Annotated in this window: 28 protein-coding genes; 9 read left to right on the top strand and 19 right to left on the bottom strand. The window is 34.9% G+C overall.

The genetic code is table 11. The annotated features are described in order from the left end of the window. Positions 1–8 precede the first annotated feature (8 nt). Positions 9–392 (bottom strand): DUF3037 domain-containing protein, encoded by a 384-nt coding sequence (locus M2373_RS05885; protein ID WP_259108577.1) that lies wholly within the window; start codon positions 390–392, stop codon positions 9–11. Next, positions 379–1,152: a HipA family kinase gene (locus tag M2373_RS05880; protein ID WP_259108575.1), complete on the bottom strand. Its 774-nt coding sequence runs from the start codon at positions 1,150–1,152 to the stop codon at positions 379–381. The genes M2373_RS05885 and M2373_RS05880 overlap by 14 nt, the downstream gene beginning before the upstream one ends. A gap of 190 nt (positions 1,153–1,342) precedes the next feature. On the opposite strand from M2373_RS05880, the gene M2373_RS05875 reads away from it, so the two are divergent. Then, positions 1,343–2,191 carry a S9 family peptidase gene (locus tag M2373_RS05875; protein WP_259108574.1) on the top strand — a complete coding sequence of 283 codons (849 nt, stop codon included), beginning with the start codon at positions 1,343–1,345 and terminating at the stop codon, positions 2,189–2,191. Positions 2,192–2,291: 100 nt separating this feature from the next. Here M2373_RS05875 and M2373_RS05870 read toward each other — a convergent pair whose 3' ends face one another. From M2373_RS05870 to M2373_RS05840, 7 genes are all read right to left on the bottom strand, one after another. Continuing rightward, a complete protein-coding gene (locus tag M2373_RS05870; protein WP_259108573.1) occupies positions 2,292–3,113 on the bottom strand; it encodes a flavin reductase family protein in 822 nt (273 codons plus the stop codon). Positions 3,114–3,286: 173 nt separating this feature from the next. Continuing rightward, positions 3,287–4,534 (bottom strand): fumarylacetoacetase, encoded by a 1,248-nt coding sequence (gene fahA / locus M2373_RS05865; RefSeq protein WP_259108572.1) that lies wholly within the window; start codon positions 4,532–4,534, stop codon positions 3,287–3,289. Between the two features lie 191 nt (positions 4,535–4,725). Continuing rightward, entirely contained in the window at positions 4,726–5,196 is a 471-nt protein-coding gene (locus tag M2373_RS05860; protein WP_259108571.1) for a hypothetical protein, read from the bottom strand. A 71-nt stretch (positions 5,197–5,267) separates the two neighbouring features. Further along, positions 5,268–6,398 carry a 4-hydroxyphenylpyruvate dioxygenase gene (gene hppD / locus M2373_RS05855; RefSeq protein WP_259108570.1) on the bottom strand — a complete coding sequence of 377 codons (1,131 nt, stop codon included), beginning with the start codon at positions 6,396–6,398 and terminating at the stop codon, positions 5,268–5,270. Between the two features lie 231 nt (positions 6,399–6,629). Further along, positions 6,630–7,418, bottom strand: coding sequence for a hypothetical protein (locus M2373_RS05850; RefSeq protein WP_259108569.1), 789 nt, complete (start codon positions 7,416–7,418; stop codon positions 6,630–6,632). Between the two features lie 131 nt (positions 7,419–7,549). After that, on the bottom strand, positions 7,550–8,824 hold the full coding sequence (locus M2373_RS05845) for an acetyl-CoA hydrolase/transferase family protein (RefSeq protein ID WP_259108568.1): 1,275 nt from the start codon (positions 8,822–8,824) through the stop codon (positions 7,550–7,552). A 396-nt stretch (positions 8,825–9,220) separates the two neighbouring features. Beyond that, the gene (locus M2373_RS05840) at positions 9,221–10,375 is read right to left on the bottom strand and encodes a homogentisate 1,2-dioxygenase (protein ID WP_259108567.1); all 1,155 of its coding nucleotides are present in this window, start codon (positions 10,373–10,375) and stop codon (positions 9,221–9,223) included. Between the two features lie 123 nt (positions 10,376–10,498). Between M2373_RS05840 and M2373_RS05835 the strand changes: the two genes are divergently transcribed. Then, positions 10,499–12,568 carry a TonB-dependent siderophore receptor gene (locus M2373_RS05835; RefSeq protein WP_259108566.1) on the top strand — a complete coding sequence of 690 codons (2,070 nt, stop codon included), beginning with the start codon at positions 10,499–10,501 and terminating at the stop codon, positions 12,566–12,568. 161 nt (positions 12,569–12,729) lie between these two features. Continuing rightward, entirely contained in the window at positions 12,730–13,197 is a 468-nt protein-coding gene (locus tag M2373_RS05830) for a thiol:disulfide interchange protein (protein ID WP_259108564.1), read from the top strand. Positions 13,198–13,241: 44 nt separating this feature from the next. Here the strand turns inward: M2373_RS05830 and M2373_RS05825 are convergent, their stop codons facing one another. Then, on the bottom strand, positions 13,242–13,715 hold the full coding sequence (locus M2373_RS05825; RefSeq protein ID WP_259108562.1) for a cupin domain-containing protein: 474 nt from the start codon (positions 13,713–13,715) through the stop codon (positions 13,242–13,244). Then, complete coding sequence (locus M2373_RS05820; RefSeq protein WP_259108560.1) at positions 13,708–14,700, bottom strand: NADP-dependent oxidoreductase; 993 nt, start codon at positions 14,698–14,700, stop codon at positions 13,708–13,710. The genes M2373_RS05825 and M2373_RS05820 overlap by 8 nt, the downstream gene beginning before the upstream one ends. A 90-nt stretch (positions 14,701–14,790) precedes the next feature. On the opposite strand from M2373_RS05820, the gene M2373_RS05815 reads away from it, so the two are divergent. Then, on the top strand, positions 14,791–15,174 hold the full coding sequence (locus M2373_RS05815) for a helix-turn-helix domain-containing protein (protein WP_259108557.1): 384 nt from the start codon (positions 14,791–14,793) through the stop codon (positions 15,172–15,174). A 65-nt stretch (positions 15,175–15,239) separates the two neighbouring features. Here M2373_RS05815 and M2373_RS05810 read toward each other — a convergent pair whose 3' ends face one another. From M2373_RS05810 to M2373_RS05795, 4 genes are all read right to left on the bottom strand, one after another. Next, the gene (locus M2373_RS05810) at positions 15,240–16,094 is read right to left on the bottom strand and encodes a glycine betaine ABC transporter substrate-binding protein (RefSeq protein WP_259108555.1); all 855 of its coding nucleotides are present in this window, start codon (positions 16,092–16,094) and stop codon (positions 15,240–15,242) included. A gap of 1 nt (position 16,095) precedes the next feature. Continuing rightward, positions 16,096–16,923 carry a proline/glycine betaine ABC transporter permease gene (locus M2373_RS05805; RefSeq protein WP_259108554.1) on the bottom strand — a complete coding sequence of 276 codons (828 nt, stop codon included), beginning with the start codon at positions 16,921–16,923 and terminating at the stop codon, positions 16,096–16,098. 1 nt (position 16,924) lies between these two features. Continuing rightward, positions 16,925–18,172 carry a glycine betaine/L-proline ABC transporter ATP-binding protein gene (locus tag M2373_RS05800; protein ID WP_259108553.1) on the bottom strand — a complete coding sequence of 416 codons (1,248 nt, stop codon included), beginning with the start codon at positions 18,170–18,172 and terminating at the stop codon, positions 16,925–16,927. A gap of 767 nt (positions 18,173–18,939) precedes the next feature. After that, on the bottom strand, positions 18,940–19,305 hold the full coding sequence (locus M2373_RS05795) for a DUF1304 domain-containing protein (protein WP_259108552.1): 366 nt from the start codon (positions 19,303–19,305) through the stop codon (positions 18,940–18,942). A gap of 65 nt (positions 19,306–19,370) precedes the next feature. On the opposite strand from M2373_RS05795, the gene M2373_RS05790 reads away from it, so the two are divergent. The 3 genes from M2373_RS05790 to M2373_RS05780 all read left to right on the top strand — a co-directional run bounded on the left by M2373_RS05790 (position 19,371) and on the right by M2373_RS05780 (position 20,915). Next, positions 19,371–19,943, top strand: coding sequence for a Crp/Fnr family transcriptional regulator (locus M2373_RS05790; protein ID WP_259108551.1), 573 nt, complete (start codon positions 19,371–19,373; stop codon positions 19,941–19,943). A gap of 63 nt (positions 19,944–20,006) precedes the next feature. Beyond that, positions 20,007–20,441 (top strand): DoxX family protein, encoded by a 435-nt coding sequence (locus M2373_RS05785; protein ID WP_259108550.1) that lies wholly within the window; start codon positions 20,007–20,009, stop codon positions 20,439–20,441. Between the two features lie 30 nt (positions 20,442–20,471). Next, positions 20,472–20,915, top strand: coding sequence for a carboxymuconolactone decarboxylase family protein (locus tag M2373_RS05780; protein ID WP_259108549.1), 444 nt, complete (start codon positions 20,472–20,474; stop codon positions 20,913–20,915). A 111-nt stretch (positions 20,916–21,026) separates the two neighbouring features. Here the strand turns inward: M2373_RS05780 and M2373_RS05775 are convergent, their stop codons facing one another. Genes M2373_RS05775 through M2373_RS05760 form a run of 4 tightly spaced genes read right to left on the bottom strand, consistent with a single transcriptional unit; the run spans position 21,027 to position 23,702 of the window. Further along, on the bottom strand, positions 21,027–22,010 hold the full coding sequence (locus M2373_RS05775) for an aldo/keto reductase (RefSeq protein ID WP_259108547.1): 984 nt from the start codon (positions 22,008–22,010) through the stop codon (positions 21,027–21,029). Positions 22,011–22,017: 7 nt separating this feature from the next. Then, positions 22,018–22,770, bottom strand: coding sequence for a type 1 glutamine amidotransferase domain-containing protein (locus M2373_RS05770; RefSeq protein ID WP_259108545.1), 753 nt, complete (start codon positions 22,768–22,770; stop codon positions 22,018–22,020). A gap of 30 nt (positions 22,771–22,800) precedes the next feature. Next, the gene (locus M2373_RS05765) at positions 22,801–23,088 is read right to left on the bottom strand and encodes a putative quinol monooxygenase (RefSeq protein ID WP_259108542.1); all 288 of its coding nucleotides are present in this window, start codon (positions 23,086–23,088) and stop codon (positions 22,801–22,803) included. Next, positions 23,088–23,702 carry an NAD(P)H-dependent oxidoreductase gene (locus M2373_RS05760; protein ID WP_259108540.1) on the bottom strand — a complete coding sequence of 205 codons (615 nt, stop codon included), beginning with the start codon at positions 23,700–23,702 and terminating at the stop codon, positions 23,088–23,090. The genes M2373_RS05765 and M2373_RS05760 overlap by 1 nt, the downstream gene beginning before the upstream one ends. A 155-nt stretch (positions 23,703–23,857) precedes the next feature. On the opposite strand from M2373_RS05760, the gene M2373_RS05755 reads away from it, so the two are divergent. Then, positions 23,858–24,787 (top strand): bifunctional helix-turn-helix transcriptional regulator/GNAT family N-acetyltransferase, encoded by a 930-nt coding sequence (locus M2373_RS05755; protein ID WP_259108538.1) that lies wholly within the window; start codon positions 23,858–23,860, stop codon positions 24,785–24,787. A 230-nt stretch (positions 24,788–25,017) separates the two neighbouring features. Then, entirely contained in the window at positions 25,018–25,761 is a 744-nt protein-coding gene (locus M2373_RS05750) for a metallophosphoesterase (protein WP_259108536.1), read from the top strand. Positions 25,762–25,770 lie beyond the last annotated feature (9 nt).

Here is a 25,770-nt window from a genome sequence, read left to right as displayed (position 1 = left end):
AAGTGTTGTTATTTTACTAACTCCTCAAAAAGTTTACCAAAAGTCTTTTCAAGATCTTTGGATTTTCCAGGATGAGGTCTGGAAGTCTGAACGACTGAGCTTCTTACAGCTGTCAGCCAGCGGAAACGTTCAGGAATTTCAAATTGCGCAATCGGTCCGCCATCTTTAGTTCCTTCGGCTATTTTTTTGAAACTTTCCAGGTTTTGAATAATGTCATCATAATCCAGCTTGCTGTGCATCAACTTAAATTTATCCGGACATAAATAAAATTCCACTTTGATGAATTTTTCCTTTTTAGAAAACATCACCAATCCTATGTTGAAAAACTCTTCTCTTTCAACTTTCGGCACCAGGCGTATTACAGCATATTCGTATATTTTATCCTCTTGCATTTTTGGCTTCGTTTAAAAAGATTTCAGAATTTTCTAACCTTGTCTTAAGGAAGTTGAAATAGATCTCACGGATTTCTTCCGGGGTTTCATCAGCATCATTCCAGTGCAACCAATCTTCAGGAATCAAATTGACGATTTCTCTGAAAAGCTCTTCGTTTAAAACTTTTTTTGCAAAGTGATCTGCTTCATCCAGCATTTTCGCCTGTGGAAGCAAAACATGGTCTTTTACATATTTGAACGGCGTTTTAGCAGCCGTATCAAAATTTTGCCAGGAATGATGGAAATAAAAAGAAGCACCATTGTCTATGATCCACAATTCTTTATTCCACATCAGCATATTGGTGTTCTTAAAGGTACGGTCAATATTGGTGATAAACGCATCAAGCCAAACGATTTTTGACGCCAGAAGAGGGTCAATGGTAATGCTGGGATCATAAGTTATTGAGCCGGAAAGATAGTGCAGTCCCAAATTCAGACCTTCGGAATTTTTTAATAAATCCTGAATCTCTTCATCAGCTTCGGCTCTTCCAAAATCTACATCTAGGTTGATAAAAACAAGTTCAGGAATTTTTAATCCCAAAGCTTCCGTTATTTTTCCACCTAATAATTCAGAAATCAACATTTTAACTCCGTGACCTGCACCACGAAATTTTAAAACATATTTAAAATCATCATCAGCCTCTGCCAAAGCCGGAAGCGAACCTCCTTCACGAAGTGGCAAAATGTAACGCATGACGGTTATTGTTCTTAAATCCAACATACAGCAAAAATAAGATTTTACTTTGTGTTTATCTGTATTTTTAATATTTTTAAGTGAAAAATCAAATTTGATTAAATTAATAAAAACCTTTACAGATAATTTTGGGATTCTGCTGTGAATTGTCATCACAGAAATTCTCATGGAATGACAAAGTATACAGAGGTTTGAAAAATATAATTAAGTATAAAATATGAAAATCACAAAAAAGCAAAATATTATCATTTCAAATCCGGAAACCAGAAATTTTTTGGCGGACGCATTTTACCCTGAAACAGAAAAAAAGTTACCGTTGATCGTTTTTGTTCATGGCTATAAAGGTTACAAGGACTGGGGAGCATGGAATCTAATGGCCGAAAAATTTGCAGAAGCAGGATTTTTCTTTGTAAAGTTTAATTTTTCCCACAATGGAACAACTGTTGAGGATCCTCACAATTTTGCTGATCTGGAAGCTTTCGGAAATAATAATTATTCTAAAGAACTTTCTGATTTGCTGGCAGTGATCAACTATTTCGTTAAAGATGCTAAGGTTGATGACCAGAAAATTATTTTAATCGGACACAGCAGAGGAGGAGGGATTTCTATTGTTAATACTTATGAAGATGAAAGAATTAACGGATTGATTACCTTAGCAAGTGTTGATTCTCTGGAACGTTTTCCTAAAAATGAAGCTTTCGAGAATTGGAAGAAAGCCGGTGTTTATTATGTTGTAAACGGACGGACAAAACAGGAAATGCCTCATTATTATCAGTTTTTTGAAGACTTTGAAAAAAATGAACACCGTTTTGATGTCGAAAGAGCAACTGAAATGGCAAAAGCTCACTTTTTAATTATTCATGGTACAAATGATGAAAGTGTAGGGGTGAAAAACGCAGAACATCTTCATATTTTGCATCCAAATTCGGAATTGTTTTTAATCGAAAATGCGAATCATACTTTTGGCGCGAAAGAACCTTGGGAAGAAGAGAATTTACCTGGTGACCTGAGTAAAGTGGTAGAAAAATCAATTGAATTTATCAACGATAAAATTGTGAATGAATAAAGACTGGAAGAAGGAAGTGGGAAGGCGGAGGCTACAATTGTTCCGGATATTTTCACAGTTTGAAAACTTCCATCTTCCCACTTCTGACTTCCATCCAAAATTATTTAGTTAAAACCTTCCAGGCTTCTTCAATTTTACTTTCAAGCAGTAGTTTCTGAGCATCCTGATGAATATTTTCATCTTCGTGACAGTTTTCTGATGGTAAGACTTCTACATTGGCCAGCATTCCCAAATCATTTCCGGTAAAAACTTTGCTATACTTTATAGCATCCGGCAGAAGATCAAAACCAATTCCTTTTGTTACCAAAGGTTTAGGTACTTCAAAAAGGTTGTTTTCGTTGCTTCTCGAATACCAGTTTCCTCCTAAACGGGCTACCATATCCAGTTTTTTCTGATCAAGATTTCCTTCTGCGTTTAAATATTCTTCTCTGATATGGATTTTCTGAACTTCACAAATGACCAGATTTCCTGCTCCGCCCTGATCTCCTAAAGATTTTACTTCTAAAACTTTACACTCAAAGTTTACAGGGCACTCTTCAATTAATTTAGGCTTAACAAGATCTGCATCTTTCATTGTAAGGCCAGATTTTATGAATTCATTTACGCCACCTTCATACTCTGTTGACGCCAATGAAATTTGCTGCACGATCGGAAAATTTACTGTTCCTATGACTACTTCTGAAGTTTCCAAAACATTTTCCAGCGTGTGCTTCGTGGTATTATCACGAACTCTCCTTGATGGTGAAAAAATCAAAATCGGAGGAACGGTACTGAACATATTGAAAAAACTGAAAGGCGATAAATTGATATTACCATTTTTATCGACGGTTGAAGCCAAAGCAATCGGACGCGGTGAAACGGCAGTCTGCATAATGGTTTGTAATTGTACGGAAGTTATTTCGGAGGGGATTACTGTTTTCATGTTTGTTGAATACTAAAAAATATAAATTGAAAAAAGATGCTTCGACAAGCTCTGCATGACATCATCGCTAAAAATAGACTGTTAAAACATTGCGCTTATCTCAGTTAATATTAGAAATGTCATGCTGAGCGAAGTCAAAGCATCTCAGTTATTTGTTTAATTTAAAATTATAATTATTTCGTTGGAATAATTTTTCCACTTACTTCACCAAACCCAACTCTTACTCCATCTTTTTCAGCCCAGGCTTTCATTGTTACTGTATCGTTGTCATCGATGAATTTTCTTTCCTGTCCGTTGCTTAATTGTATTGGGTTCTGACCTCTCCAGGTTAACTCAAGCATTGAGCCGAAAGATTTTGGATCACTTCCGGAAATAGTTCCGCTTGCATAGATATCTCCAACTTCAACGTTACAGCCGTTTACCGTGTGATGAGCCAATTGTTGGGTCATATTCCAGTACATAAACTTGTAGTTACTTTCTGAAATAAGGTTTTCTTCCCCATTTTCAGGCTGTAAATATACTTCAAGATTGATATCGTAATTTTTATCTCCTTCAAATTTCAGATAATCTAAAACTTCCGGATCCTGAGTAGGAGAAGCTGTTCTGAATGGCTCCAGTGCTTCTAAAGTTACCACCCATGGAGAAACTGATGAACCGAAGTTTTTAGCAAGGAATGGCCCCAGTGGAACATATTCCCAAGATTGGATATCTCTTGCAGACCAGTCATTGAAAACGACCATTCCGAAAATTGCGTCTTCCGCATCTTTTGTAGAAATACTTTCGCCCATCTCTGTATTTTTGTTGATGATAAAAGCCATTTCCAATTCAAAATCCAATTGTTTAGAAGGTCCGAAAATAGGTTTTTCTACATCTGCTGGTTTTGTCTGACCTTTCGGGCGGTTGATTTCAGTACCTGATACCACAATTGATGAAGCTCTGCCATGGTAACCTACAGGAAGATGTTTCCAGTTGGGAAGCAATGCATTGGCAGGATCTCTGAACATTTTTCCGACATTAGTCGCGTGTTCGATACTGCTGTAAAAATCGGTATAGTTCGGAATGTGCACAGGCATCATCATTTTCACTTTGTCTAAATCGTAGAATGCATCTTCGATTGTTTTTTCATCCTTTGACAATGTGGAGCCTTCCTGTAATAATTCCTGAATTTTTAAACGAACAGCATTCGTTACAGGCTTTCCAAGTTCGATAAACTCGTTTAGAGTGTAGGCTTCAAAAATATTGTCATCAAGACCTTCTATTTCTTCAAAATATCCAAGATCATATAAGGTCGCAAGATCAACGACCTGATCTCCGATTCTTGTACAACATCCGATATATTCTTTGTTGAAAACCGCTACTCCGAACGGGATATTATGTATTGAAAAATCCGAATTTGAGGAATACTCTACAAATGATTTCATAAGTTTAGAATTTAATTTGAATTAAAATAATCCGTTACAATTTACTTTTCAAATATTTCGGACTTCTCGAAACACGACTATTCACTAATTTTTCTGCATACACGAATAGATTATTGGTGATATTCTGAAAAAAGCTGAGTATTTGTGTTCAGGAGACTGTTTTGCTTACCGCAATGACAAATCCGTAATATTTATTTTTTTTTCACCTTTGAATAAGAGGCTTCATCGATCCATCTGGCTCTTGTGTTGATATCGATAAGGTATAAAATATCATCCTGCTTGGTCAGCAATAAAGTCTTAGTAACCGGAATTGGCACTTTTTTATTTTCAAGCACATCTGCTCTCAAAGAAAAGATATTTTTTTTATTTCTTATAATATCACCCGAAAAGACATTAGAACTTGTTTCTCCGGTAGCTTTATCATCAAAAACTTCCACATAAGTGACTTTGTTTCCTTTAATGACAATAAAATCTCTTTCTGTATGATCTGCTTCGTCTTTTATGTAAACAAATTTTTTGTTATCAATGTTTACATTTTCCAGATTCTGATTAACTCCTTTTCTTTCTTCAAGTCTGGTAAGGATATCATTTAATGTTCCGTATTGCGCTTTTAAACCCAATGTCGCTCCAAAAAATGAAATTCCGATAATAATTTTTTTCATAATAATGTGTTTCATAAAAAAAGTTTTGTCAAGATTTTTCATCCTGACAAAACTCTGTATTGTTGTTAAAATTAAAGATTTCCTCTTCTTTCCTGCTCTCTTTCCAATGCTTCGAACAATGCTTTGAAGTTACCGGCACCGAAACTCTGTGCACCGTGTCTTTCAATAATTTCGAAGAATAGAGTAGGACGGTCTTCTACAGGCTTCGTAAAGATCTGTAATAAGTATCCTTCTTCATCATGATCAATAAGTATACCTAAATCCTGAAGTTTCTTAAGATCTTCATCAATATGGCCCACTCTCTCTGGAACCATATCATAATATGCCTCTGGCGGAGCAGAAAGGAATTCTACACCACGTTTTTTAAGTTCGGTTACTGTGTGGATAATATCTTTTGTTGCCACAGCGATATGTTGTACACCTTCACCTTCGTAGAAATCAAGATATTCTTCAACCTGAGATTTCTTTTTACCTTCTGCAGGCTCATTGATCGGGAATTTTGCAAATCCGTTTCCGTTTGACATTACTTTAGACATCAAAGCAGAATATTCTGTATTGATCTGTTTATCATCAAAAGAAAGAATATTTACAAAGCCCATTACTTTTTCGTACCATTCTACAGTTGGAATCATTCTGTCCCAATCTACGTTTCCTACACAGTGATCCACGTATAATAATCCTGCTTCTTCCGGCTGATAAGCGCTTTCCCACTTTTCATAACCTGGCATGAACGGACCTGTATAGTTTTTTCTTTCTACAAACATGTGTACTGTTTCTCCGTACGTATAAATTCCGGACATTCTTACTTCACCATGCTCATCGGTAAGTGTTACAGGCTCTAAATAAGGTTTTCCACCTCTTTTTGTAGTTTCTTCAAAAGCTTTGTAAGCATCATCTACCCAAAGTGCCAAAATCTTCACTCCATCACCGTGTTTTTTTACGTGCTCATTGATCGGTGAATCAGACTTAAGACCTGTAGTTAAAATCAATCTTATTTTTCCTTGTTGAAGAACATAAGATGCACGATCTCTCACTCCTGTTTCAGGACCTGCATATGCTACAGACTGAAAACCGAAAGCGGTTTTGTAATAGTGTGCAGCCTGTTTTGCATTTCCTACATAAAACTCAATATAATCTGTACCGTTAATAGGTAAAAAATTCTCTGCTTGAGCAATTTTTTCGGCAAATGTAAGTGTTGACATATTTTCTATTTTTACTTTTATATTCTGGGTATGCAAATTACGAATTTCTTACAAATACGAAAAATATAACCAAACAATCGTTAGTTATCGATTATCTCAAGATAAAGAAGAGTTCATTTAAGTATGCTTAAGTTCACTATGCGGTGTTTAATTATCTATATATTTGTATCAAAGACAAGTGAGAAAAAAGTATTTCGAAACAAGAAAGCCGTAGAATATTCTACGGCTTTCTTATATAATTTCAACTTTTTTGTTCAATCTTCCTGCATCAGGATTATAATTATCCCAGATCTTCCAGACGTTATCGATTTTTCGTAGAAAGTAAATCTGAGTGTTTAACTGATTGACAAAATGTTCTTCACCGGATTCTCCGACTTTAAATAAAAGATTCCAGAATTCCTGAGATTCTAAGATCTTTTTTTCGGGCTCATCTGTTACCATATGAATATCAAAAACTTCATAATTGGAACGGTTATTTTTTGTAACTAAATGAAAATCTCTGTCGCACAGTTCTTTACTGAATTGTGATGCTCTCTCTAAAAAAGGCGAATCATTAAAGACAAGATCTTTTAATAAGTCCGTCTTGTGGTTCGGGAATTCTTTATAAAATTCGAAAGCCAGCGCACAGTAATCATAGACAATCTGTAAAAAAAACTGATGGTCATTTTCTTCAGTCACTTTCATCTTTTCTTTTACAAATTGGATGTATGCATTAAGATCTTTATACCCTAAAAATATGCAGATCTTATCGAGTGTCTTTAGAAACCTCAGATCATTGTGCGTTTTATCCTGATAATCATTTTCAAAAAACCGCTGTAAGGTAACATGTGAAATTGTATTTCCTATCTCAAATTTTTTTCCGCCTTTTAATTCTTCAGCTTCAGACAATTCATCTTTTATGATTTCGGAAAGAATTATATAATGGCTTCTTTTCCACTCCTTAACATTCCCCAAAACAGAATTTTTCACTTTAGAATGTTTTACAACCTCCTCTCTTATAGAATTATATATAGTCTTCAATTTCCAATGTTTAAAAGGTTTTATCAAAAATATTGCCAAAACCTTAAGCTATATTTGCGATTTTTTTATGTTAAGTTAAATTTACGTTTTTTTAAGTTCATATTAAGTAATGGCGAAAAATAATCTTATGACTAATGCTTGAATCTCTCATAAGCTGCTCTCTCAAGCATTTCTCTGTCATCAGGATGCGCAATACTGATTAATTCCTGAGCTCTCTGTCGAAGATTTTTTCCATATAAATAAGCTGTTCCGTATTCTGTAACCACCCAGTGAATATGTCCTCTTGTTGTTACTACCCCGGCTCCCTGTTTAAGAAAAGGAACGATTCTGGAAACTCCTCTTTTCGTTCTAGAAGTGATGGCGATAATTGGTTTTCCGTCTTCGCTTAATGCAGCGCCTCTCATAAAGTCCATCTGACCACCAATTCCGCTGTATTGCATTGTTCCGATAGAATCAGCGCACACCTGACCTGTCAAATCAATTTCAATGGCAGAATTGATGGCGACCATTTTTTTATTTCTCATGATATTGATAGGAAAATTGACAGCACTTACATCATTGAATGCAAAAACAGTATTGTCATCTACATAATCATATAATTTTCTCGTTCCAAAGCAGAAACTTGTAATGGTCTTGTTGTTATGATATCCTTTATATTTGTTATTGATGACATCATTCTGAATCAAATCAACCACCCCGTCACTTAACATTTCGGTGTGAACCCCAAGATCCTTGTGATTTCCTAAACATTTTAAAACAGCATCAGGAATAGTTCCGATTCCCATCTGAAGGGTAGATCTGTCTTCAATTAATTCAGCTACATTCTTTCCTACTTCCATTTCCTCAGGACCTACTTTTGCTCCATAATCTACTGTCGGAAGCTCTTCTTCATGCCAAACCAGTTTATGAATTTTGCTGATATGAAGCATACCGTCACCATGAGTTCGGGGCATCAAAGGATTAACGATGGCAACAATTATTTTTGCTGTATCAACAGCAGATCTTGCTACATCTACCGAAGTTCCCAATGTACAGAAACCATGTTTGTCCGGAGGAGAAACGGTAATTAGCGCTACATCCAGCGGCAAAATATTTTTCCTGAATAAAATAGGAATCTCACTTAAAAAGACAGGAACAAAATCTCCTCTGTCCGAGTTTACGGCATCACGCACGGGTGTAGAAACGAATAATGAATTCACAAAGAATTTGTCCTGGTATTCGGGTTTTGCGATTTCTACATTTCCCTGTTGGGTAATAGAAACCATTTCTACATTATCCAGTCGGTGAGATTGCCTCGCCAATTCATCAATTAAGTAATTCGGAGTACATGCACTTCCATGAAAAAACACGCGGTTTCCACTTTTGATCGTATAAATGGCTTCTTCTGCGCTAATATAATTATGCATATTAAAGTTTTAAATTTTAATCTCTTAAAGATACTTCATATTGCGTTTATTTACCATAAAACTGACCTGCTTTTTTTAAAACATTTGTCATATTCTGGAAGTCTTTAAGTAGCTGGCTGCAATCATAAGGCCGATTGAAAGACATATTTAAGTTTTATTAGTTTACAGCTGCGGCGGCTTCGCCGCCGCAGCTGTAAACTAATAAAAACAGCGCCTAGCAAAAGTGAGAAAAAGCTTCAGATAAAAATCTAAAATTAATTTTCGATGTAATTAAACTGCTTACATTTATATCAAGCAGATTTTAAAATAAAAGGACTAAATGCTTAGCAATTAGTCCTTTTTTATATTTAAATCCTGGTCAGTTTTTAAAACCGCTAGGTTATTTTTTGAATATCATTATTCCTCCAGCCATGAAGTTTTGTAAGACGGATCTTCAACTTTCAATGCTTCTTCTGTGATTTTTAAAGGACGGAAAGGATCGACCATTACCGCATATTCTTCAGTGAATTTTTTCCCGATACTTCTTTCCATAGCTCCTGGATGAGGCCCGTGAACGATTCCTCCCGGGTGAAGCGTGAAGTCCATTAAATCAATGTGGTTACGGCTCATAAAATCACCTTCAGTATAGAATAAAACTTCATCAGAATCTATGTTGGAGTGATTATAAGGTGCCGGAATCGCCTGTGGATGATAGTCATACATTCTTGCACAGAACGAACAAACCACAAAGTTATGTGCCTCAAAAGTCTGATGCACCGGAGGAGGTTGGTGAATTCTTCCTGTAATGGGTTCAAAATTTTTGATATTGAATTTATAAGGATAAAAATACCCGTCCCAGCCTACAACATCGAATGGATGCGTTGCGTAGATAAAATCGGTGATTTGATTCTCCTTTTTTACCTTAATTAAGAATTCTCCTTTTTCATCCTTTGGCTCAACAAAAGTAGGAGCGATGATGTCTCTTTCGCAGAATGGCGAATGTTCCAATAATTGCCCAAACTCATTTCTGTATCTCTTTGGTGTATAAATCGGAGAATGACTTTCTACCACAAAGAAAACGGTATCATCAGAATGTAATTCGACCTGATAAATTGTTCCTCTTGGAATAATTAAATAATCACCAACAGAAAATTCCAGATTTCCTACAAAGGTTTTTAATATTCCGCTTCCGCTGTGAGCGTATAAAAGTTCGTCACATTCAGCATTTTTGTAAAAATAATCCATTGATTTTCTAGGCTTTGACAATCCCATTTTCAAGTCATTGTTTACCATTAAAAATTTACGGCTGTACATAAAATCATCTTCAGGAGTGACATTCATTCCTTTAAACATTCTAGGTGTTACATTCTTATCAATGGCAATTTTCGGGCTCACATCTTTAGGCTCACCAATAGACTTGATCTGAGTGGGGCGGTGAATGTGATACAATAAAGAAGAAATCCCATGAAAACCCTCTGTTCCGAAAAGCTGTTCATAGTAAAATTTATCTTCAGGAGATTTGAAAATCGTATGCCTTTTTTGTGGGATATTTCCCGACTGATGATATCTCATTTTACTTTTATATGTTGACTCTCAAATTTAATATTTTTTCACGAATTCAAATTAAAAACATTTTTTCGCTAAGTTTTGCTATTCTAAAAATAATTGTTAGTTTTGTCTAACAATTTTAATTTCATGAAGCGAATATTATTTTCTGCCATCTTTTTTTCCGGGTATTGTTTTTCGCAAGAAGCTGATAGTTTGCGTTTAAACCAACCTGTAAAAAAGGATTCGGTTAAAATCTTAAAAGACAACATAAGCACAAAAGATATCGATGATGTGGTAGTTACCGGTACCATTAAGCCAATTAGCAAATCAAAAAGTCCGGTGGCTGTAGAGATTTACAGCCAAAAGTTTTTCCAGAAAAACCCTACACCGAATATTTTTGAAGCCATAGCTATGGTAAATGGGGTCAAACCTCAGCTGAATTGCTCAGTTTGTAACACCGGAGATATTCATATCAATGGTTTGGAAGGTCCTTATACAATGATTTTGATTGACGGAATGCCGATAGTAAGTTCGCTTTCGACAGTTTATGGATTGAGTGGGATTCCCAACAGTCTGGTTGACAGAATTGAAGTAGTGAAAGGTCCCGCTTCTTCAATTTATGGATCTGAAGCAATGGGTGGTGTGATCAATATTATCACTAAAAATGCGCTGACTGCCCCAAGATTAAGTGTAGATGTAATGACCAGCACCTGGAGCGAAAATAATGTAGACCTGTCAACAAAATTTAATTTCGGAAAAAATGTCGCTTCATTATTAAGTTTGAATTATTTCAATTATGAAAAAAGGATAGATCAGAACAAAGATAATTTTACAGATGCTGCCTTGCAAAACAGAATTTCGATTTTTAATAAATGGAATTTTCAGAGAAAGGAAAACCGACTGGCAAGTTTTGCATTAAGATATCTGTATGAAGACCGCTTTGGTGGCGAAATGCAGTGGAATAAATCATATCGCGGAAGTGATGAGGTCTATGGTGAAAGCATTTATACTAATAGAGTAGAGGTTTTCGGGGTATATCAATGGCCTATGAAAGAAAATATAATCACTCAGTTTTCGTATAATTTTCATGATCAGAATTCATTTTATGGAAGCAATCCTTTTGAAGCAACTCAAAAAGTCGCTTTTACTCAGACATATTGGGATAAAAAACTGGGAAGCCATGATTTGATTGTGGGACTGACTTTCAAAAAAACATATTATGACGACAATACACCGGGAACTTTATCGAGTGACGGACTTGTTAATGAGCCAATGAAGTCGCCTATTTTTGGGGCATTTATTCAGGATCAGTGGGAGATTAATGAAAAAAATACATTATTGCTGGGATATAGATTTGATTATGATAAAATACATCATGCGGTGCATTCTCCACGTTTTGCATGGAAGTATTCTCCCAATCCTTATCATACGCTGCGGTTTAATTTTGGAACAGGTTTCAGAGTCGTAAATTTATTCACGGAAGATCATGCCGCTTTAACAGGATCGCGTGATGTGGTGATTAAATCAGATTTAAAACCTGAAAAATCAATCAACGGAAATTTAAATTATGTATGGAAAATACCTGTTGGTGATAAGTTAATTAATTTGGATGCTTCAGTATTTTACACGTATTTCAGCAATAAAATTGTCGGTGATTTTGATACGGATCCTGAAAAAATTATTTACGATAATCTTCATGGTTATGGGATTTCAAGAGGTGCTTCTCTGAATTTGGATTATAATTTCAACTTTCCTTTAAGTGTAAATTTAGGAGTCACCTATTTGGATGTTTATCAGAAATTTGATGGTGAAGATGGAAAAGTTCAGCAGCTTCACGCTCCAAAATGGAGTGGAACTTATAATTTAACCTACAAATTTCAGAATAATCTGACCATAGATTTTACAGGTCAATTTTACGGGCCGATGCGATTGCCTGTATTGCCGAATGATTACCGACCTGAGTATTCACCATTTTACACGTTGGCCAATATTCAGGTTTCTAAAAGTTTCAAATCAGGACTTGAAGTATATTGCGGAATTAAAAATCTTTTCAATTTTACCCCGAAAGATCCTTTGATGAGACCGTTTGATCCTTTTGATAAAAATGTTGATGACCCCGTTAACAATCCTTACCATTATACTTTTGATACTACGTACGGATATGCTCCGATGCAGAGAATCCGAGGGTTTTTGGGTGTAAAATATACTTTAAAGTAATGTTTTTACAGCAAAAGATGCAAAAGAAAGAATAAAAAAATAGATTGTCAAAAGTTTACAAAATATAAAATTTCAAACTTAATGCTTTGTTAACTTTTAATGCATTTAAAAAGTTTGAAATCTTTTGTCTCTTTTGTGATAAAAATATATTTATAAAATAAATGAAAGTTTTAATAATATTTTTATTTTTAATGTTGGTGCCTTGTTTTTATCTTTCACAGATAAAGACAGGCACTTTTTCTGACCTTGAAATTCAGCAAAAGAACGATCCTAAACCTACTATTATTCATATTTATACAAGCTGGTGCTCTGTATGTAAGATTGAATTTTTTCAATTAAATAAGGACCGGGATTTGGTTTCATTAATTAATGAGAAATTTTATTTCATCAATTTTGAAGCAGAAAAAACAAAAGATAAAATTTATTTTCAAGGGAAAGAATTCAATTATCTGCCGAATGGAAATTCCGGAATTCATGAGTTGATTTTGGCTTTATCGAAAAATAAAAATCAGCCGGTTTATCCGCTGTGGATTATCTTGGATGAAAACCAGAATTTAATTGATTATCATGAAGGACAATTTAAGCCTGAAAAATTAAAGCAGAAACTGTTGGAAATTTCTGCTTTATGATCTATAGAAAATGATAATTTCTAAATCTCTAATTTTTCGATTTTTTAATTTCCTTCAGCATCAATTAAAACGGCCAGTTGAATACAAGGCTCATCCGAACGGTTGCTCCAGGCGTGATTAGTGCCTCTTTGGATTACAATGTCTCCGGGTTTTAGCAACGTTTCTCCTTCTTCCATGATTAAATACAGTTCTCCGGAAAGAATAATAATATAGTCTAAAGTCTGTGTCTGATGCATCATCGGATGAGGTTCTCCAATTTTTACTTCAACACCCAACTCTTTATCTGGCGGAATAGAAACATATCGAAAATAGGTTCCGTTTTTAGGGGTTTGCGGAAAGCCTGTGTTGGGAATCTGGGTTTCATAATTTAAGTTTGCGGGCATTTGCTGGGTATTCCAAACGTCGGAAATAATGAGATTTGGAAAGTGCTCTACGGCATTTTGTACAATTCCGTCTTCAACGATGGTCGATTTTCCGTCTTTGATTCCTGTGACAATTCTTCTTGGTATTTTATTCATGAGTCATTATTAATTTATTTCCTTTAGTTTGATTATTTTTTAATATATAATGTGCTTTCAAAACTGTTTCTAGAGATAGATTTCCTATTGTTTTGTAATTTGGCGGACTGATGATTTCGTTTTCAATCAATCTTGAGATTTCATTTAAATTATTTTTGTAGTAATCATAACTTTTGGTCATGCTGTATGCGTAATTTGAAATATTCATGATGATATTTCCTTTATTGAAAAGTATTTCCCGCGATTCTTTTGTCGTTAAAGCGGTAACGTCAACATAGGTTCCATTTATTTTCAGAACTTCGGCGGTAATTTCGGACATCTTATTTCCAACCAAATCAATTCCTATGTCAAAAGATTGATGATCATTGGCTTTTAAAATATTTTCAACCAAATCTTTCTCTTTATAATTGATGATTTGATGATTTTTCAATCCGATTTTAACTAAAAGTTGCCGGTTCTCTTCATTTCCAACCGTTGCAATAATATTCTGAAAATGATAGGCTGTTAAAAGTTTAATTAAAAAAGAACCCACACCTCCCGCCGCTCCGGTGATTAGAATTGTACTTTTTTTATCAAGAGTTAATCGGTTGAAAACCTGAAGAGCTGTTAATCCCACAGAAGGAATGGCAGCAGCCTGTTCGAAAGAAATGTGGTTAGGTTTTAAAGCTACAATCGCTTCCGGAACTGCTATAAATTCAGCATACGTTCCGTTACTTCCCATAGAACCGCTTCCACAAAAAACTTCATCTCCAATATTGAATTGGGTTGCTTTGGTTCCTTTTTCAACTACAATTCCGGAAAATTCACGTCCTAAAATGGGGGAACTGATGAGTTTTCTTTCCAATTCATTTTCGAGCATCTGATAATCGATAGGATTGAAACCGCTGGCTTTAATCTGTACTAAAACTTCATTTTCTTTTGGATGAGATGTATCGGTAAATCCATCTTTTAATTGAAAGTTTTCATTTAAAATCACTGCTTTCATATCATTCATTTGAAACAAAGGTAAAAACAGAATAGTTTATATTTGCTACTAGTTAACTATTGGTAACTAGTAACTTTAAAGTAACTATTGATGGCAAATATTATAGAAAACGGCATAGAAAGACATGCAACCTGCAATGAAGAATTGTTTGCGATGCGCGACAGTCTGGATGTGTTGGGTGGAAAGTGGAAGCTGATGATTTTACGTTATTTAACAAACAGAACGGATCAGCAGATTCATTTTAAAAAGCTTGAAAGAGGAATTGAAGGAATTTCTGCAAAAATGCTGAGTAAAGAGCTTAAAGAGCTGGAAATGAATTTATTAATTACAAGAACCATTCAGGATACCAAGCCAATTACAGTGACGTATGCGGTGACAGAATATGGGAAATCTGTATTTCCGGTGACAGAAACATTAGTAAATTGGGGATTGATTCACAGAGAGAAAATTAAATGTTCAATGACATCCGCTTAAGTTTAATTCAATAAAAAATCCTCAAACTCAAGAAGAGCAGAGGATTTTTATACGAATTGATTCCATTAATTTTTATCCAGCCATAATTTTACCAGCTCAGGATGGTCTTCTACCCATTTTTTTGCGGTAGTTTCTTTATCTTTGCTGTCTTCCATTTTAGTTAGAAGATCCGTCATATGGGCATCGTCGAAATGTACTTTAGAAAAGAATTTCGCCAATTCGGGATGATCTTTTCCAAAGCTTTTTCTGCTGTACGTTTTTATTTGTTCGGCTTCACCAAATGTTTTCTTCGGGTCTTCCAAAAATTTAAGTTTCATCTTTCCGAACATCCAATGCGGTTGCCATCCGGCGACTACAATCCATTCTTTACGTTTGATCGCATTTTGGAGCTCAGTGATCATGGCAATGGTAGATGAATTAATCTGTTTATAATCCAGTTTATATTCAACAATGGTTTTATCTGTAGCAGTCGTCATTCCGGCTCCTTTTTCAATCCCAATAATCCTGTGATTGAATTGATCTTTGTGCTGATTCAGTTCTTCAATGGATTTAACGGGAACATAGTCCGGAACAACCAAGCCAATACGGCCGGTATCATAATTGGTTCCAAGATTAATTAATTCCGGGAATCTTGCCACTTTTGCAGCGTGCGTGTAAGGTAGCCAAACGCCCATAAAAAGGTCGGTATCTTCATTATTCATCGACGCCAGAATCATATCTGTGGATGCTTTCTGAATAATGACATGATATCCCTGCTCATCCAAAATAGCTTTGGCAACATGGGTCATGGCCACATCTTCGGCCCAGCCGTCTACCATTCCGATGGTGATGTATTTAGAATTTTTTAGTTTTTCACATGAATTAAATACTCCTAAAACGGCAATTAAAGCGGCAAAGATCAGGTATTTTATTTTCTTCATATTATTGTTTTTTCTTTACAAATCCCTGAGTAATCCGGTCGAGAATAATGGCTAAGATCACAACAGATAAACCACTTTCAAATCCTAACCCGATATCAAGATTATTAATTCCTTCCAATACTTTTTCTCCCAGGCCTCCTGCGGCAATCATCCCCGCAATTACCACCATTGATAATGATAATAATATGGTTTGGTTTACTCCTGCCAGAATAGTTTGGGTGGCTAAAGGAAGTTCTACTTTAAATAAAATCTGACGGTTGGTGGCTCCAAAGGCCCTTGCTGCTTCGACAATATCTTTCGGGACCGCTTCAATTCCTAATGTTGTTAATCTTACCGCTGGCGGCATGGCAAAAATAATGGTAGCAAAAGCTCCCGGAACTTTACCGATACTGAAAAATAAAACGGCAGGAATTAAATAAACGAAGGCAGGCATGGTTTGCATTAAATCGAGCATCGGACGAATAATTTTCGCGGCAAATTTATTTTTTGCAGCCCAGATTCCTAACGGAACCGATAATACAAGTGCGGTAAGCGTTGATACAAAAATAAGCGACAGCGTTTCCATGGTTTCTCTCCAGAATCCCATCAAAAATATTAATGTAAGTCCGGTTACGGTCATAATAGCAGTGCCTTTTCCGGCTTTCCACCAGGCTAATAATGTAAAAAGGAGAATTATAACATAAAAAGGAGTATTTACCAAAACCCATTCAAGTCCCATGATCGAGGAGTTTCCTACATTTTTTATAACATCAAATAAAGGTTTTCCGTGTTCTGTGAGCCAATTAATAGCAGTTTCTACATATTGACCTATATCTATAATTTTATTCATCTTATTGGTTGTTTGCGATTTCTTTTAATTCAATAATTTCTTCTTCGTTAAATTTTGTAGCTTCTATTACAAGGGATAACTGGCTGATAAGCCCTAAAAATTTATTGTTTTGATCTACAACAGCAATGGAAGATTTGCTTCCGGAAATCAGCGGTAACATTTCTTCAACGGTAGCTTCCGGATATACAGAAGGCACATTACTGTTGATGACAGATTCTACAGTAGGTTCTTTTCTTCGGGCAATCATCATGATATCACTGAGGGTTACAAAACCAAGAAATTTATTCTGAAAATCAACCACGGGTAAATTTTCCAATCCTGTAGTCCTCATTTTTCTTAAAGCACCTTCAGGACCGTCTTTTCTGAAACGAACGACAGTCGGTTTATCAAACATCAGAGATTTTGCCGTGATAATGGTTTTACGGTCTACTTTTTCTACGAAAGCTTTTACATAATCGCTTGCCGGATTAGTTAAAATATCTTCAGCTGTTCCTATTTGTTCGATCACCCCGTCTTTCATAATCACGATACGATCGCCAATTTTGATGGCTTCATCCAAATCATGGGTAATGAAAACGATGGTTTTTTGTAGCGTATCCTGCAGTTCGAGCATCTGATCCTGCATTTCAGATTTTATCAGAGGGTCAAGTGCAGAGAAAGCTTCATCCATCAGCAATACTTCAGGATCATTGGCTAACGCTCTTGCCAGACCCACTCTTTGCTGCATTCCTCCGGAAAGTTGAGAAGGAAACTGATTTTCGAAGCCATTTAATCCGACAATATCTAATGCTTTCTGCGCTTTTTCTTCACGGGAAGTTTTATCTTCACCTCGTATTTCCAAGCCGAAAGCAGCATTACTTAATACGGTATGATGGGGAAGTAGTCCAAATTTCTGAAATACCATGCTCATCTCTGTTCTTCTTACTTCAAGCAGATCTTTATTATTTTTATCGGTAATATTATCATCATTGATGTATACTTTTCCTGAAGTAGGCTCATTCAATCTGTTAAGACAGCGAAGTAAAGTCGATTTTCCACTTCCTGATAAACCCATAATAACGAAGAATTCACCTTCATAGATTTCAAAATTGGCCTTATTGATCCCTACGGTACAGCCTGTTTTTTCAAGAATCTCTTTTTTGGAAAAGCCTTTGTCTAGAAGTTCCAGTGCTTTTTCTTTGTGTTTTCCAAAGACAATGGTCAGGTCTTCTACTTTAAGTTTTACTTTTCTGTTTTCAATTTTATCCATATTCAGCGTTTTTTGTTAGTTAGTGACATAAATTTACTCATTATTAAATAATGTGGATTAAACGTATAATCTACATTGTTCTGTAATGTCGAAAAGCACAGCCTGCATTGGGTTTCAATGAAAAAATGATACATGAAAATAAAAATAAACCAAAGACCCAAAGCCTCATGTTATATTTAAATATTCATATAGATGGTACTCTTGATGAAGAGCGTATCATGAAAAAAGAAATTAATCTTTTAAATAGATTTCAAAAATAAATTATCTCTAAAAGATAATTACAGGTATTTGTACTGAACAACTTGAATTTCTACATTTTATCAAAATGCAGGCCAATATAAAAAAGCAATGCTTTCATTTCTTATCAGCGGTGCAAATTTACGAATTTAATATTAAATGGATTTTTTTGGATGTAAAATATTGGATATCAATAGTTAAGATAAATACTCTTTTTAGGTTAATTTTTATTTAAAAATCAAGAAAGTTTGTAAATAAAAACATGAATTATGTTTGAATTTGATTTGAAAGTTTTGAAAAACACTACTTATTTTTTTAACGCAAAGTTTTATTTTTATTAAATATAATTTGAGTGAGTAAAGAAGAATCAAAAAGTTGATTTGATGAAGTCTTATTTTGCCTTCTAAAATAATACAGGATCTAAAATATATTCTCTGCGTTAAAAAAAATATTATTCTTTGGAAAAGGGAATAATAAGCATTTCTAATTACGATATTAATTAAACGATATTGAGTAAAATTAAATCTGAATTATTTCAACAAAACAGCTATGATTGCTAAAATAGCAGGAAGTGCCTGAACGAAAAATATTTTCTTAGTGGCTGAAATTGCACCATAAATTCCTGCTACAGCAACACATCCTAAGAAAAATAAAGCAATATTAGTTTGCCATTGCAGATTTTCAATTAGAAAAGACCAAATAAGTCCGGCGGCAAGAAAGCCGTTATAAAGTCCTTGATTGGCTGCTAATCCTTTTGTAGGTTTAAACATTTCTGCAGGTAAGGCTGCTTTGAAAACCTCTTTTCCTTTCGTTTCCCATGCAAACATTTCCATCCAGAGAATATAAAGATGTTCGATGGCAACAACTGCGATTAAAATTTTTGCTACAATTTCCATGATTTAATGTTTTGTCATTGTAAAACTAAAAAAATAAAGTTAAGTTTGGTTACACAATTTCAAAAATGGAAACTTTCAAGGCACATTTAGATAAATTTATTACAATAAACGATGAGGAGTTTGTTTCTATTCTTTCTTTTTTTCAGGTTTTAAAAGTTAAAAAGAAAGAAAATCTAATGCTTGAAGGTAATATCTGTCAATTCAAATACTTTGTTTTGGAAGGTTGTCTGAGAAAGTTTTTTATCAACGAAAAAGGAGTAGAGCAGACTACCGAATTTGCTATAGAAAATTGGTGGATGACGGATACTTTTGCTTTCGAAAAGCAGATGAAATCGAGTTTTAATATTCAGTCTGTGGAAAATTCCAGCCTTTTGGCGATTGATTTTCCGTCTCAGGAACTTTTACTGCAAAAACATCCTGTTATGGAGCGTTACTTCAGAATGGTCTATCAAACAGCTTACGCAGCAGCTGAGAAAAGGATCCGTTTTATTTATGAAATGACGAAGGAAGAATACTATATCCACTTCAGCACGCTATATCCTTGGTTTATACAGAGAATTCCTCAGTATCTGATCGCATCTTTCCTTGGTTTTACCCCGGAATATCTGAGTGAAATAAGAGCGAAATTACGTTCTTAAACCAGTTTAAGATTTTTACAATTTAGAAATCGCAACTTTGTCCTGTTCATAAAAACAAATGCAATGACAGGCAAAAATATTCAATTTCCACAGTTATTTTTAAGATTGGCAATCTCAGTAACGATGCTTTCTGCTGTCGCTGACCGATTCGGATTTTGGGGCAAAAATTCTGCTTGGGGAAACTGGGAGAATTTTGAAAAATATACCAGGCAGCTTACTTTTTTTCTTCCTGAAAGTTTAAGTGTGTTTTCTGCTTATGCCGCGACATTTTTAGAAATTCTTTTTCCGTTGATGCTGATTCTAGGGTTTAAAACTAAAATCGGAGCGTTTGGAGCAGGATTTTTATTACTCATCTTTGCTTTATCGATGACTCTGGCATTAGGCGTTAAGGCTCCTCTGGACTATTCGGTTTGGGTGGGTAGTGCAGCCGCATTTTTATTGGCAAATCAGGAGAAATACTCGTTTGCAATGGACAATAGAAAGCTGACAGATAAATAATAAATCATTCAACTAAAAATATAAAATATTATGAGTACAAGATTTGATATGGCAACAACCGATAAGGCTGCCTATAAAGCAATGTTAGGATTGGAAGGATACCTTCAGACGATTTCTTTAAACCATATTCAAAAAGAACTGATCAAAATAAGAGCTTCCCAGATCAACGGATGTGCCTTCTGCCTTGATATGCATACTAAAGACGCCCTAAAATATGGAGAAACGCCACAAAGAATTTTTCTTTTAAATGCCTGGAGAGAAGCGAAAGAATTGTTCACAAAAGAAGAACAGGTATTGCTGGAAATGACTGAGGAAATCACACTGATCAGTCAAAAAGGACTGACTGAAGAAACATATTATAAAGCAAAGCAGCTTTTTGACGAAGCTACCATTGCGCAGATTATTATGGCCATTATTACAATCAATGCATGGAACAGAATCGGAATCAGTACACATTTACCGATCGCGAAATAAACAACAATCTATTTTAAAGTTATCTACGAAAAGAGCTTCTCAAATTTTTGGGAAGCTCTTTTATTTTAAACCTGATATTACGTCATTACGTTCACAAAAATTAGATACTTATCAAAGTTTAGCTAATTCAGCATTGATAAAACTTAATTCTTTTGCAGATAAATCAAACGACATCGCTTTTGCATTTTCAATCGCCTGCTGTGCATTTCGGGCTCCAGCTAAAACTACAGTAATCGCAGGCTGTAAAGTTGTCCATCGCAATACCAGTTGTGAAAGAGTAGCCCCTTTTTCCTGAGCGATCGGTTCGATTTTATCTAAGAAATTTTTTACTTTATTTAGATCAAACTGAGAAAAATATCCATTTCTGTGATCTGCTTCTTTTAATTGATCTTGTTTAAAATATTTTCCGGTCAACAATCCTCTTTCCATGGGACTGTAAACGATAATGCCGGAATTGTTTTCTAAAGAATAAGGTACGAGATCATTTTCAATGGCACGATTCAGCATGCTGTAAGAAACCTGATTACTTGCTAATTCTAGGGTCTGTTCTGCTTCTGCCATTTGCTCAACAGAATAATTGCTTACTCCGGCAGTTCTTATTTTTCCCTGTTGAATTAATAATTCCAACGCTTCCATTGTTTCGCTTATCGGTGTTGTGGCATCCGGCCAGTGAAGTTGTAAAAGGTCTATGTAATCTGTGCCCAATCTTTTTAAACTTTCTTCAACTTCTTTGATGATATTCTCTTTTGAAGCTAATTTGTAAACAGTAATTTTTACACCATCCTCTTCTGCATCAAAGAAAAATTCACCTTTTCCTTTATTGCTGCCATCCCAAACCAAACCGAATTTTGTCAGTAACTGGATTTTTGAACGGTCTTTCCCTTTAATGGCTTCTCCGATCATTTCTTCACTCAGTCCAAAACCGTAGAACGGAGCGGTATCAATAGAAGTGACCCCATTGTCAATAGATGCATGAATAGAATCTATAGAGTCTTTTTTTTCATTTCCACCCCACATATTTCCGCCGATTGCAAACGCTCCGTGAGTAATCACTGAAAGTTCTAAATCAGTGTTTCCTAATTTTCTATATTCCATTTTTGTTTTATTTATTTAATTCTTTTAGAATAGCCTCACCAACACTTTTTGCAGACTGAGGATTTTGTCCGGTAATGACTTTTTGATCTGTCACGACATGATTCTGCCAAAGTCCAGATTTTTCAAATTCTGCTCCTCTTTCTTTCAGTTGGTCTTCCAGAAGGAAAGGGACGACATTTGTCAATTTTACTTCAGATTCTTCTTCATTGGTGAAAGCACTTATTTTTTTACCATCGACTAAATATTTGCCGTTATTCAGTTTAATATTAACCAAACCTGCTGGGCCATGGCAAACACCGGCAACAATTCCTCCGTTTTCATAAATTTTTGAAGCAATAGCAGCCAATTCAGAATTATCTGCAAAATCCCACATCGCACCGTGACCTCCTGCATAGAAAATGGCTGAATAATCATCCGGATTGATCTGAGAAGGCTTTAAGGAATGGTCAATTTTGTTTTTATACGTCTTATTTTCCCAGAATTTTTTGTTGACCGGGTCTTTCAGGTCGAACCCGTCAACCGGAGGAGTACCTCCTTTCGGACTTACAAAATCTATTTCAAAATCGGCATTATGAAGAACTTCCCAGGGATGCGAAACCTCACCAAGATAATATCCGGTTTTTTCGCCTGTATCTCCTTTTTGATCATGGCTGGTCACGACAAATAGAATTTTCTTCTTCATATCTTTAGATTTTTTGGTTTGCGCCTGAACAAATCCAATGGTGAAAATGGCTAAAATTAAAAATGCTATTTTTTTCATTTTTGAATCAATTGTAATTGAAGAAAATTATTAGATAATTTCAGTTAAATAAATCTGTGGTTTTTCCTGTAATTTTTCATCAGCCAAACCTCCAAAAGCCTGAATATATGATTGCTGATTATGTAAAGCTAATCCCTCTTCACTTTTCCATATTTCATAAAATACAAATTGATTCTTGTCTTCAATTCCTTGATGAAGGGCGTATAATTCGTTGGCTTCCTCTTTTTGAGTTTCCTTAACCATATTCTGAAGAACCTCCAGTACTTCGGTTCTGTGTTCTTCTTTGGTTTTTATAATTGCAGTAAGATAAATTTTCATTAGGCTAATTCTGGTTTTAATTCTTTTTCGAAAACTGTAGTAAGATGCTCTCTGTAAAGTTTCATATCACGGTCAATATTTGCATTTTTTTCGACATCGTGGAAATGAAAACTTTCCATTTTTTCTAATGAAACGAAGGCATTCATTCTATGGAACCCGAATAATGGTCCATTATCTACACTTGTTTCATTAAAAAATTCTCCGGGCAGCGTAAATGCAGTTTCCGGGGCATTCCAGCTTGTTGTTACCATATATTTTCTTCCACCAAGCATTCCTCCAGTTCCATAATTAATTTTTGGATTTTCAGCAGTTCTTCCGTCACTCATATAAATTCCTTTAGCGTGTCCTGCCGTGAAAACTTCATCAATATATTTTTTTAAGCCATTCGGAAGCTGAAACCACCAGATTGGAGTGTGATAAATAATGTAATCGGCCCAGACAAATTTTTCAACCTCTTCATTTTTATCATAGCCATCTCCTACATTGGTTATTTTAATTTCTACGTTTCCGAATTCTTTCAGAGCTTCCAGAGTATTGTCTGCGATTGTTTGATTATATTTTCCTCCGGAATGCCCGAAGTTTTGTCCACCGTTAATGATTAATACTTTTTTCATTGTTGTATGATTGTTTAAATTTTATGATGCAAAGTTATGGTGGTAGTTTGTATAATAAAAATAATGTAAATTATAGTTAAGTATTATAAAAATGATAGATGTTAAAACTGAATTTAAATTAGTTGACTAAGTCAACTAATTGTTACTTTTGTTATATGGAAAATATAATTCAACAAATTAGAGGTTTTAACAGATTCTATACTGCACATATCGGAATGCTTAAAAGCAACTTTTTGGATAGCCGTTATACTTTGGCAGAAGTAAGACTGTTGTATGAGATCGGAGAGCATTCACCTATAACTTCCCAACAGCTTGGAGAGTCTTTAAACCTTGATAAAGGCTATGTAAGCCGTGTTTTAAAATTATTCTTAAAAGATGAAATCATAGAAAAAATTCAATCTGAAAAAGACCGGAGGGCTTTTTATATTAAGCTTACAGAAAGTGGCAGCCGCTTATTGGAAATATTACAGTTAAAATCGGATAAACAGATTGAAGAAATCGTACAGAAACTAAATTCTGATGAAAAAGAATTGCTTAAAAATTCCATGCGAAGTATTAAAAAGTTATTGGTTGCAGACTATAATAAATCTAGCCTTGCGGAAAATATTGAATTTAGGGAAGGTTTAAAACCTGGAGATATTGGTTATTTGATTTATCTTCACGGTAAACTTTACAGTGAAGAATCCGGATACAGCCAGGATTTTGAAAAATATGTGATAAAAACTTTTTCTGAATTTCTAGACAACTATTCTCCCGAAAATGATAAAATCTGGTTGGCTGAGTACAATCAGCAAATTGTAGGATGTATAGCTATATTACAACGATCTGATGAAGAGGCTCAATTGAGATGGTTTCTTACATTACCGATGTTTCGGGGAACAGGTATCGGTAAAAAACTGTTAAATAATGCATTGAAATATTGTCAAGAAAGAAAATATAAAAATCTATATTTATTAACAACCGACGTGCAGAAGAAAGCTATTACGATGTACGAAAAAGCAGGTTTTACAAAAACAAAATCTGTAGAATCTTTACAGTGGGGGCAATTGCTTGTGGAGGAGCGCTTCGATTTGAAATTAAGTTAAAATTATCTTTTAGTTTTGAAAGCAGCAGCAAGGAAGTTTGTTTCAATTGTTATTAAGATGGCGAAATTTCGTAAAAAAATTATTATTTATAAATTTCATTGCTGTAACCTCGACTTCTTGCTTCCTTCTTGCAGCCTATATTAAATTTCTGTTTTATGTTCAAAATCATATTCCCATTCAAACAGAATAATTTTCTGTCTCCTAACTTTGTTATTAAAATTGAAGGATAAATGATAAAGATTGCAGTTTTTAGTGATGTGCACGGGAATCTCCCAGCATTGGAAACAGTATTGAATGATATCGAGAATAGAGGAATACAGCAGAAATTTTGTTTAGGAGATCTTGTGGATTTTGCACCCTGGGGAAATGAAGTCATTGGAAAAATAAAGAGCCTGAATATTCCCTGTCTCATGGGAAATCATGATGAAAGAATTGCTTTTGATATTCCTGTTATTCCTCTAAGTAAGCATTCACAAGAAGAAACCGAAGCCAGGTTTATTGCCATTGATCATTCAAAAAAACATATCACAGAGGAAAATAAAGCATTTTTATCAGAATTGCCATTTCACTTAAAATTAAACTATAAGGTGGGTAGTAAACACTGGGATATTCAACTGGTTCATTCCAGCCTGGAAAGCAATGATACTTATCTGTATGAAGATGAAACAGATGAGGTTTTTCAAAATATGCTGGAAGAATCTCAGTCAGATGTAATTATTATGGGACACACTCACATGTCTTTTACAAAACATTTTGATGGTAAATGGGCGATTAACGGAGGTTCTGTCGGGCGTTCACGTGAAAAAAACAGATTAGCTTCTTATGTTATTCTGACTTTAAATGAAGAAAAAATTATTCCTGAAATTGTTCAGCTAAATTATCCAATTGAAAAAGTTGCCCTTGAAATCGAGAAAAGTGAAATTCCTGATTATTATGCCTCTTTTCTGAGGAATGAAAAATTATTAGTAATCTGATTATTTTGT

This window comes from Chryseobacterium sp. JUb7, assembly GCF_024806495.1.
Classification (GTDB): Bacteria; Bacteroidota; Bacteroidia; order Flavobacteriales; family Weeksellaceae; genus Chryseobacterium.
Note: the sequence above shows the minus strand (reverse complement) of the source record. Positions and strands in the feature narration are given on the sequence as shown.

Excerpts from the sequence above, each read along its gene's own strand:
- fahA (WP_259108572.1), bottom strand. The coding sequence starts at position 4,534 with ATGAAATCATTTGTAGAGTATTCCTCAAATTCGGATTTTTCAATACAT.
- M2373_RS05760 (WP_259108540.1), bottom strand. The coding sequence starts at position 23,702 with ATGAAAAAAGTATTAATCATTAACGGTGGACAAAACTTCGGGCATTCC.
- M2373_RS05795 (WP_259108552.1), bottom strand. The coding sequence starts at position 19,305 with ATGGAAATTGTAGCAAAAATTTTAATCGCAGTTGTTGCCATCGAACAT.
- M2373_RS05825 (WP_259108562.1), bottom strand. The coding sequence starts at position 13,715 with ATGAATAAAATACCAAGAAGAATTGTCACAGGAATCAAAGACGGAAAA.
- M2373_RS05805 (WP_259108554.1), bottom strand. The coding sequence starts at position 16,923 with ATGAATAAAATTATAGATATAGGTCAATATGTAGAAACTGCTATTAAT.
- M2373_RS05765 (WP_259108542.1), bottom strand. The coding sequence starts at position 23,088 with ATGAAAATTTATCTTACTGCAATTATAAAAACCAAAGAAGAACACAGA.
- M2373_RS05780 (WP_259108549.1), top strand. The coding sequence starts at position 20,472 with ATGAGTACAAGATTTGATATGGCAACAACCGATAAGGCTGCCTATAAA.
- M2373_RS05790 (WP_259108551.1), top strand. The coding sequence starts at position 19,371 with ATGGAAACTTTCAAGGCACATTTAGATAAATTTATTACAATAAACGAT.
- hppD (WP_259108570.1), bottom strand. The coding sequence starts at position 6,398 with ATGTCAACACTTACATTTGCCGAAAAAATTGCTCAAGCAGAGAATTTT.
- M2373_RS05820 (WP_259108560.1), bottom strand. The coding sequence starts at position 14,700 with ATGAAAGCAGTGATTTTAAATGAAAACTTTCAATTAAAAGATGGATTT.
- M2373_RS05845 (WP_259108568.1), bottom strand. The coding sequence starts at position 8,824 with ATGCATAATTATATTAGCGCAGAAGAAGCCATTTATACGATCAAAAGT.
- M2373_RS05755 (WP_259108538.1), top strand. The coding sequence starts at position 23,858 with ATGGAAAATATAATTCAACAAATTAGAGGTTTTAACAGATTCTATACT.
- M2373_RS05840 (WP_259108567.1), bottom strand. The coding sequence starts at position 10,375 with ATGAGATATCATCAGTCGGGAAATATCCCACAAAAAAGGCATACGATT.
- M2373_RS05835 (WP_259108566.1), top strand. The coding sequence starts at position 10,499 with ATGAAGCGAATATTATTTTCTGCCATCTTTTTTTCCGGGTATTGTTTT.
- M2373_RS05860 (WP_259108571.1), bottom strand. The coding sequence starts at position 5,196 with ATGAAAAAAATTATTATCGGAATTTCATTTTTTGGAGCGACATTGGGT.
- M2373_RS05885 (WP_259108577.1), bottom strand. The coding sequence starts at position 392 with ATGCAAGAGGATAAAATATACGAATATGCTGTAATACGCCTGGTGCCG.
- M2373_RS05815 (WP_259108557.1), top strand. The coding sequence starts at position 14,791 with ATGGCAAATATTATAGAAAACGGCATAGAAAGACATGCAACCTGCAAT.
- M2373_RS05870 (WP_259108573.1), bottom strand. The coding sequence starts at position 3,113 with ATGAAAACAGTAATCCCCTCCGAAATAACTTCCGTACAATTACAAACC.
- M2373_RS05875 (WP_259108574.1), top strand. The coding sequence starts at position 1,343 with ATGAAAATCACAAAAAAGCAAAATATTATCATTTCAAATCCGGAAACC.
- M2373_RS05880 (WP_259108575.1), bottom strand. The coding sequence starts at position 1,152 with ATGTTGGATTTAAGAACAATAACCGTCATGCGTTACATTTTGCCACTT.
- M2373_RS05785 (WP_259108550.1), top strand. The coding sequence starts at position 20,007 with ATGACAGGCAAAAATATTCAATTTCCACAGTTATTTTTAAGATTGGCA.
- M2373_RS05770 (WP_259108545.1), bottom strand. The coding sequence starts at position 22,770 with ATGAAAAAAATAGCATTTTTAATTTTAGCCATTTTCACCATTGGATTT.
- M2373_RS05750 (WP_259108536.1), top strand. The coding sequence starts at position 25,018 with ATGATAAAGATTGCAGTTTTTAGTGATGTGCACGGGAATCTCCCAGCA.
- M2373_RS05810 (WP_259108555.1), bottom strand. The coding sequence starts at position 16,094 with ATGAAGAAAATAAAATACCTGATCTTTGCCGCTTTAATTGCCGTTTTA.
- M2373_RS05775 (WP_259108547.1), bottom strand. The coding sequence starts at position 22,010 with ATGGAATATAGAAAATTAGGAAACACTGATTTAGAACTTTCAGTGATT.
- M2373_RS05830 (WP_259108564.1), top strand. The coding sequence starts at position 12,730 with ATGAAAGTTTTAATAATATTTTTATTTTTAATGTTGGTGCCTTGTTTT.
- M2373_RS05800 (WP_259108553.1), bottom strand. The coding sequence starts at position 18,172 with ATGGATAAAATTGAAAACAGAAAAGTAAAACTTAAAGTAGAAGACCTG.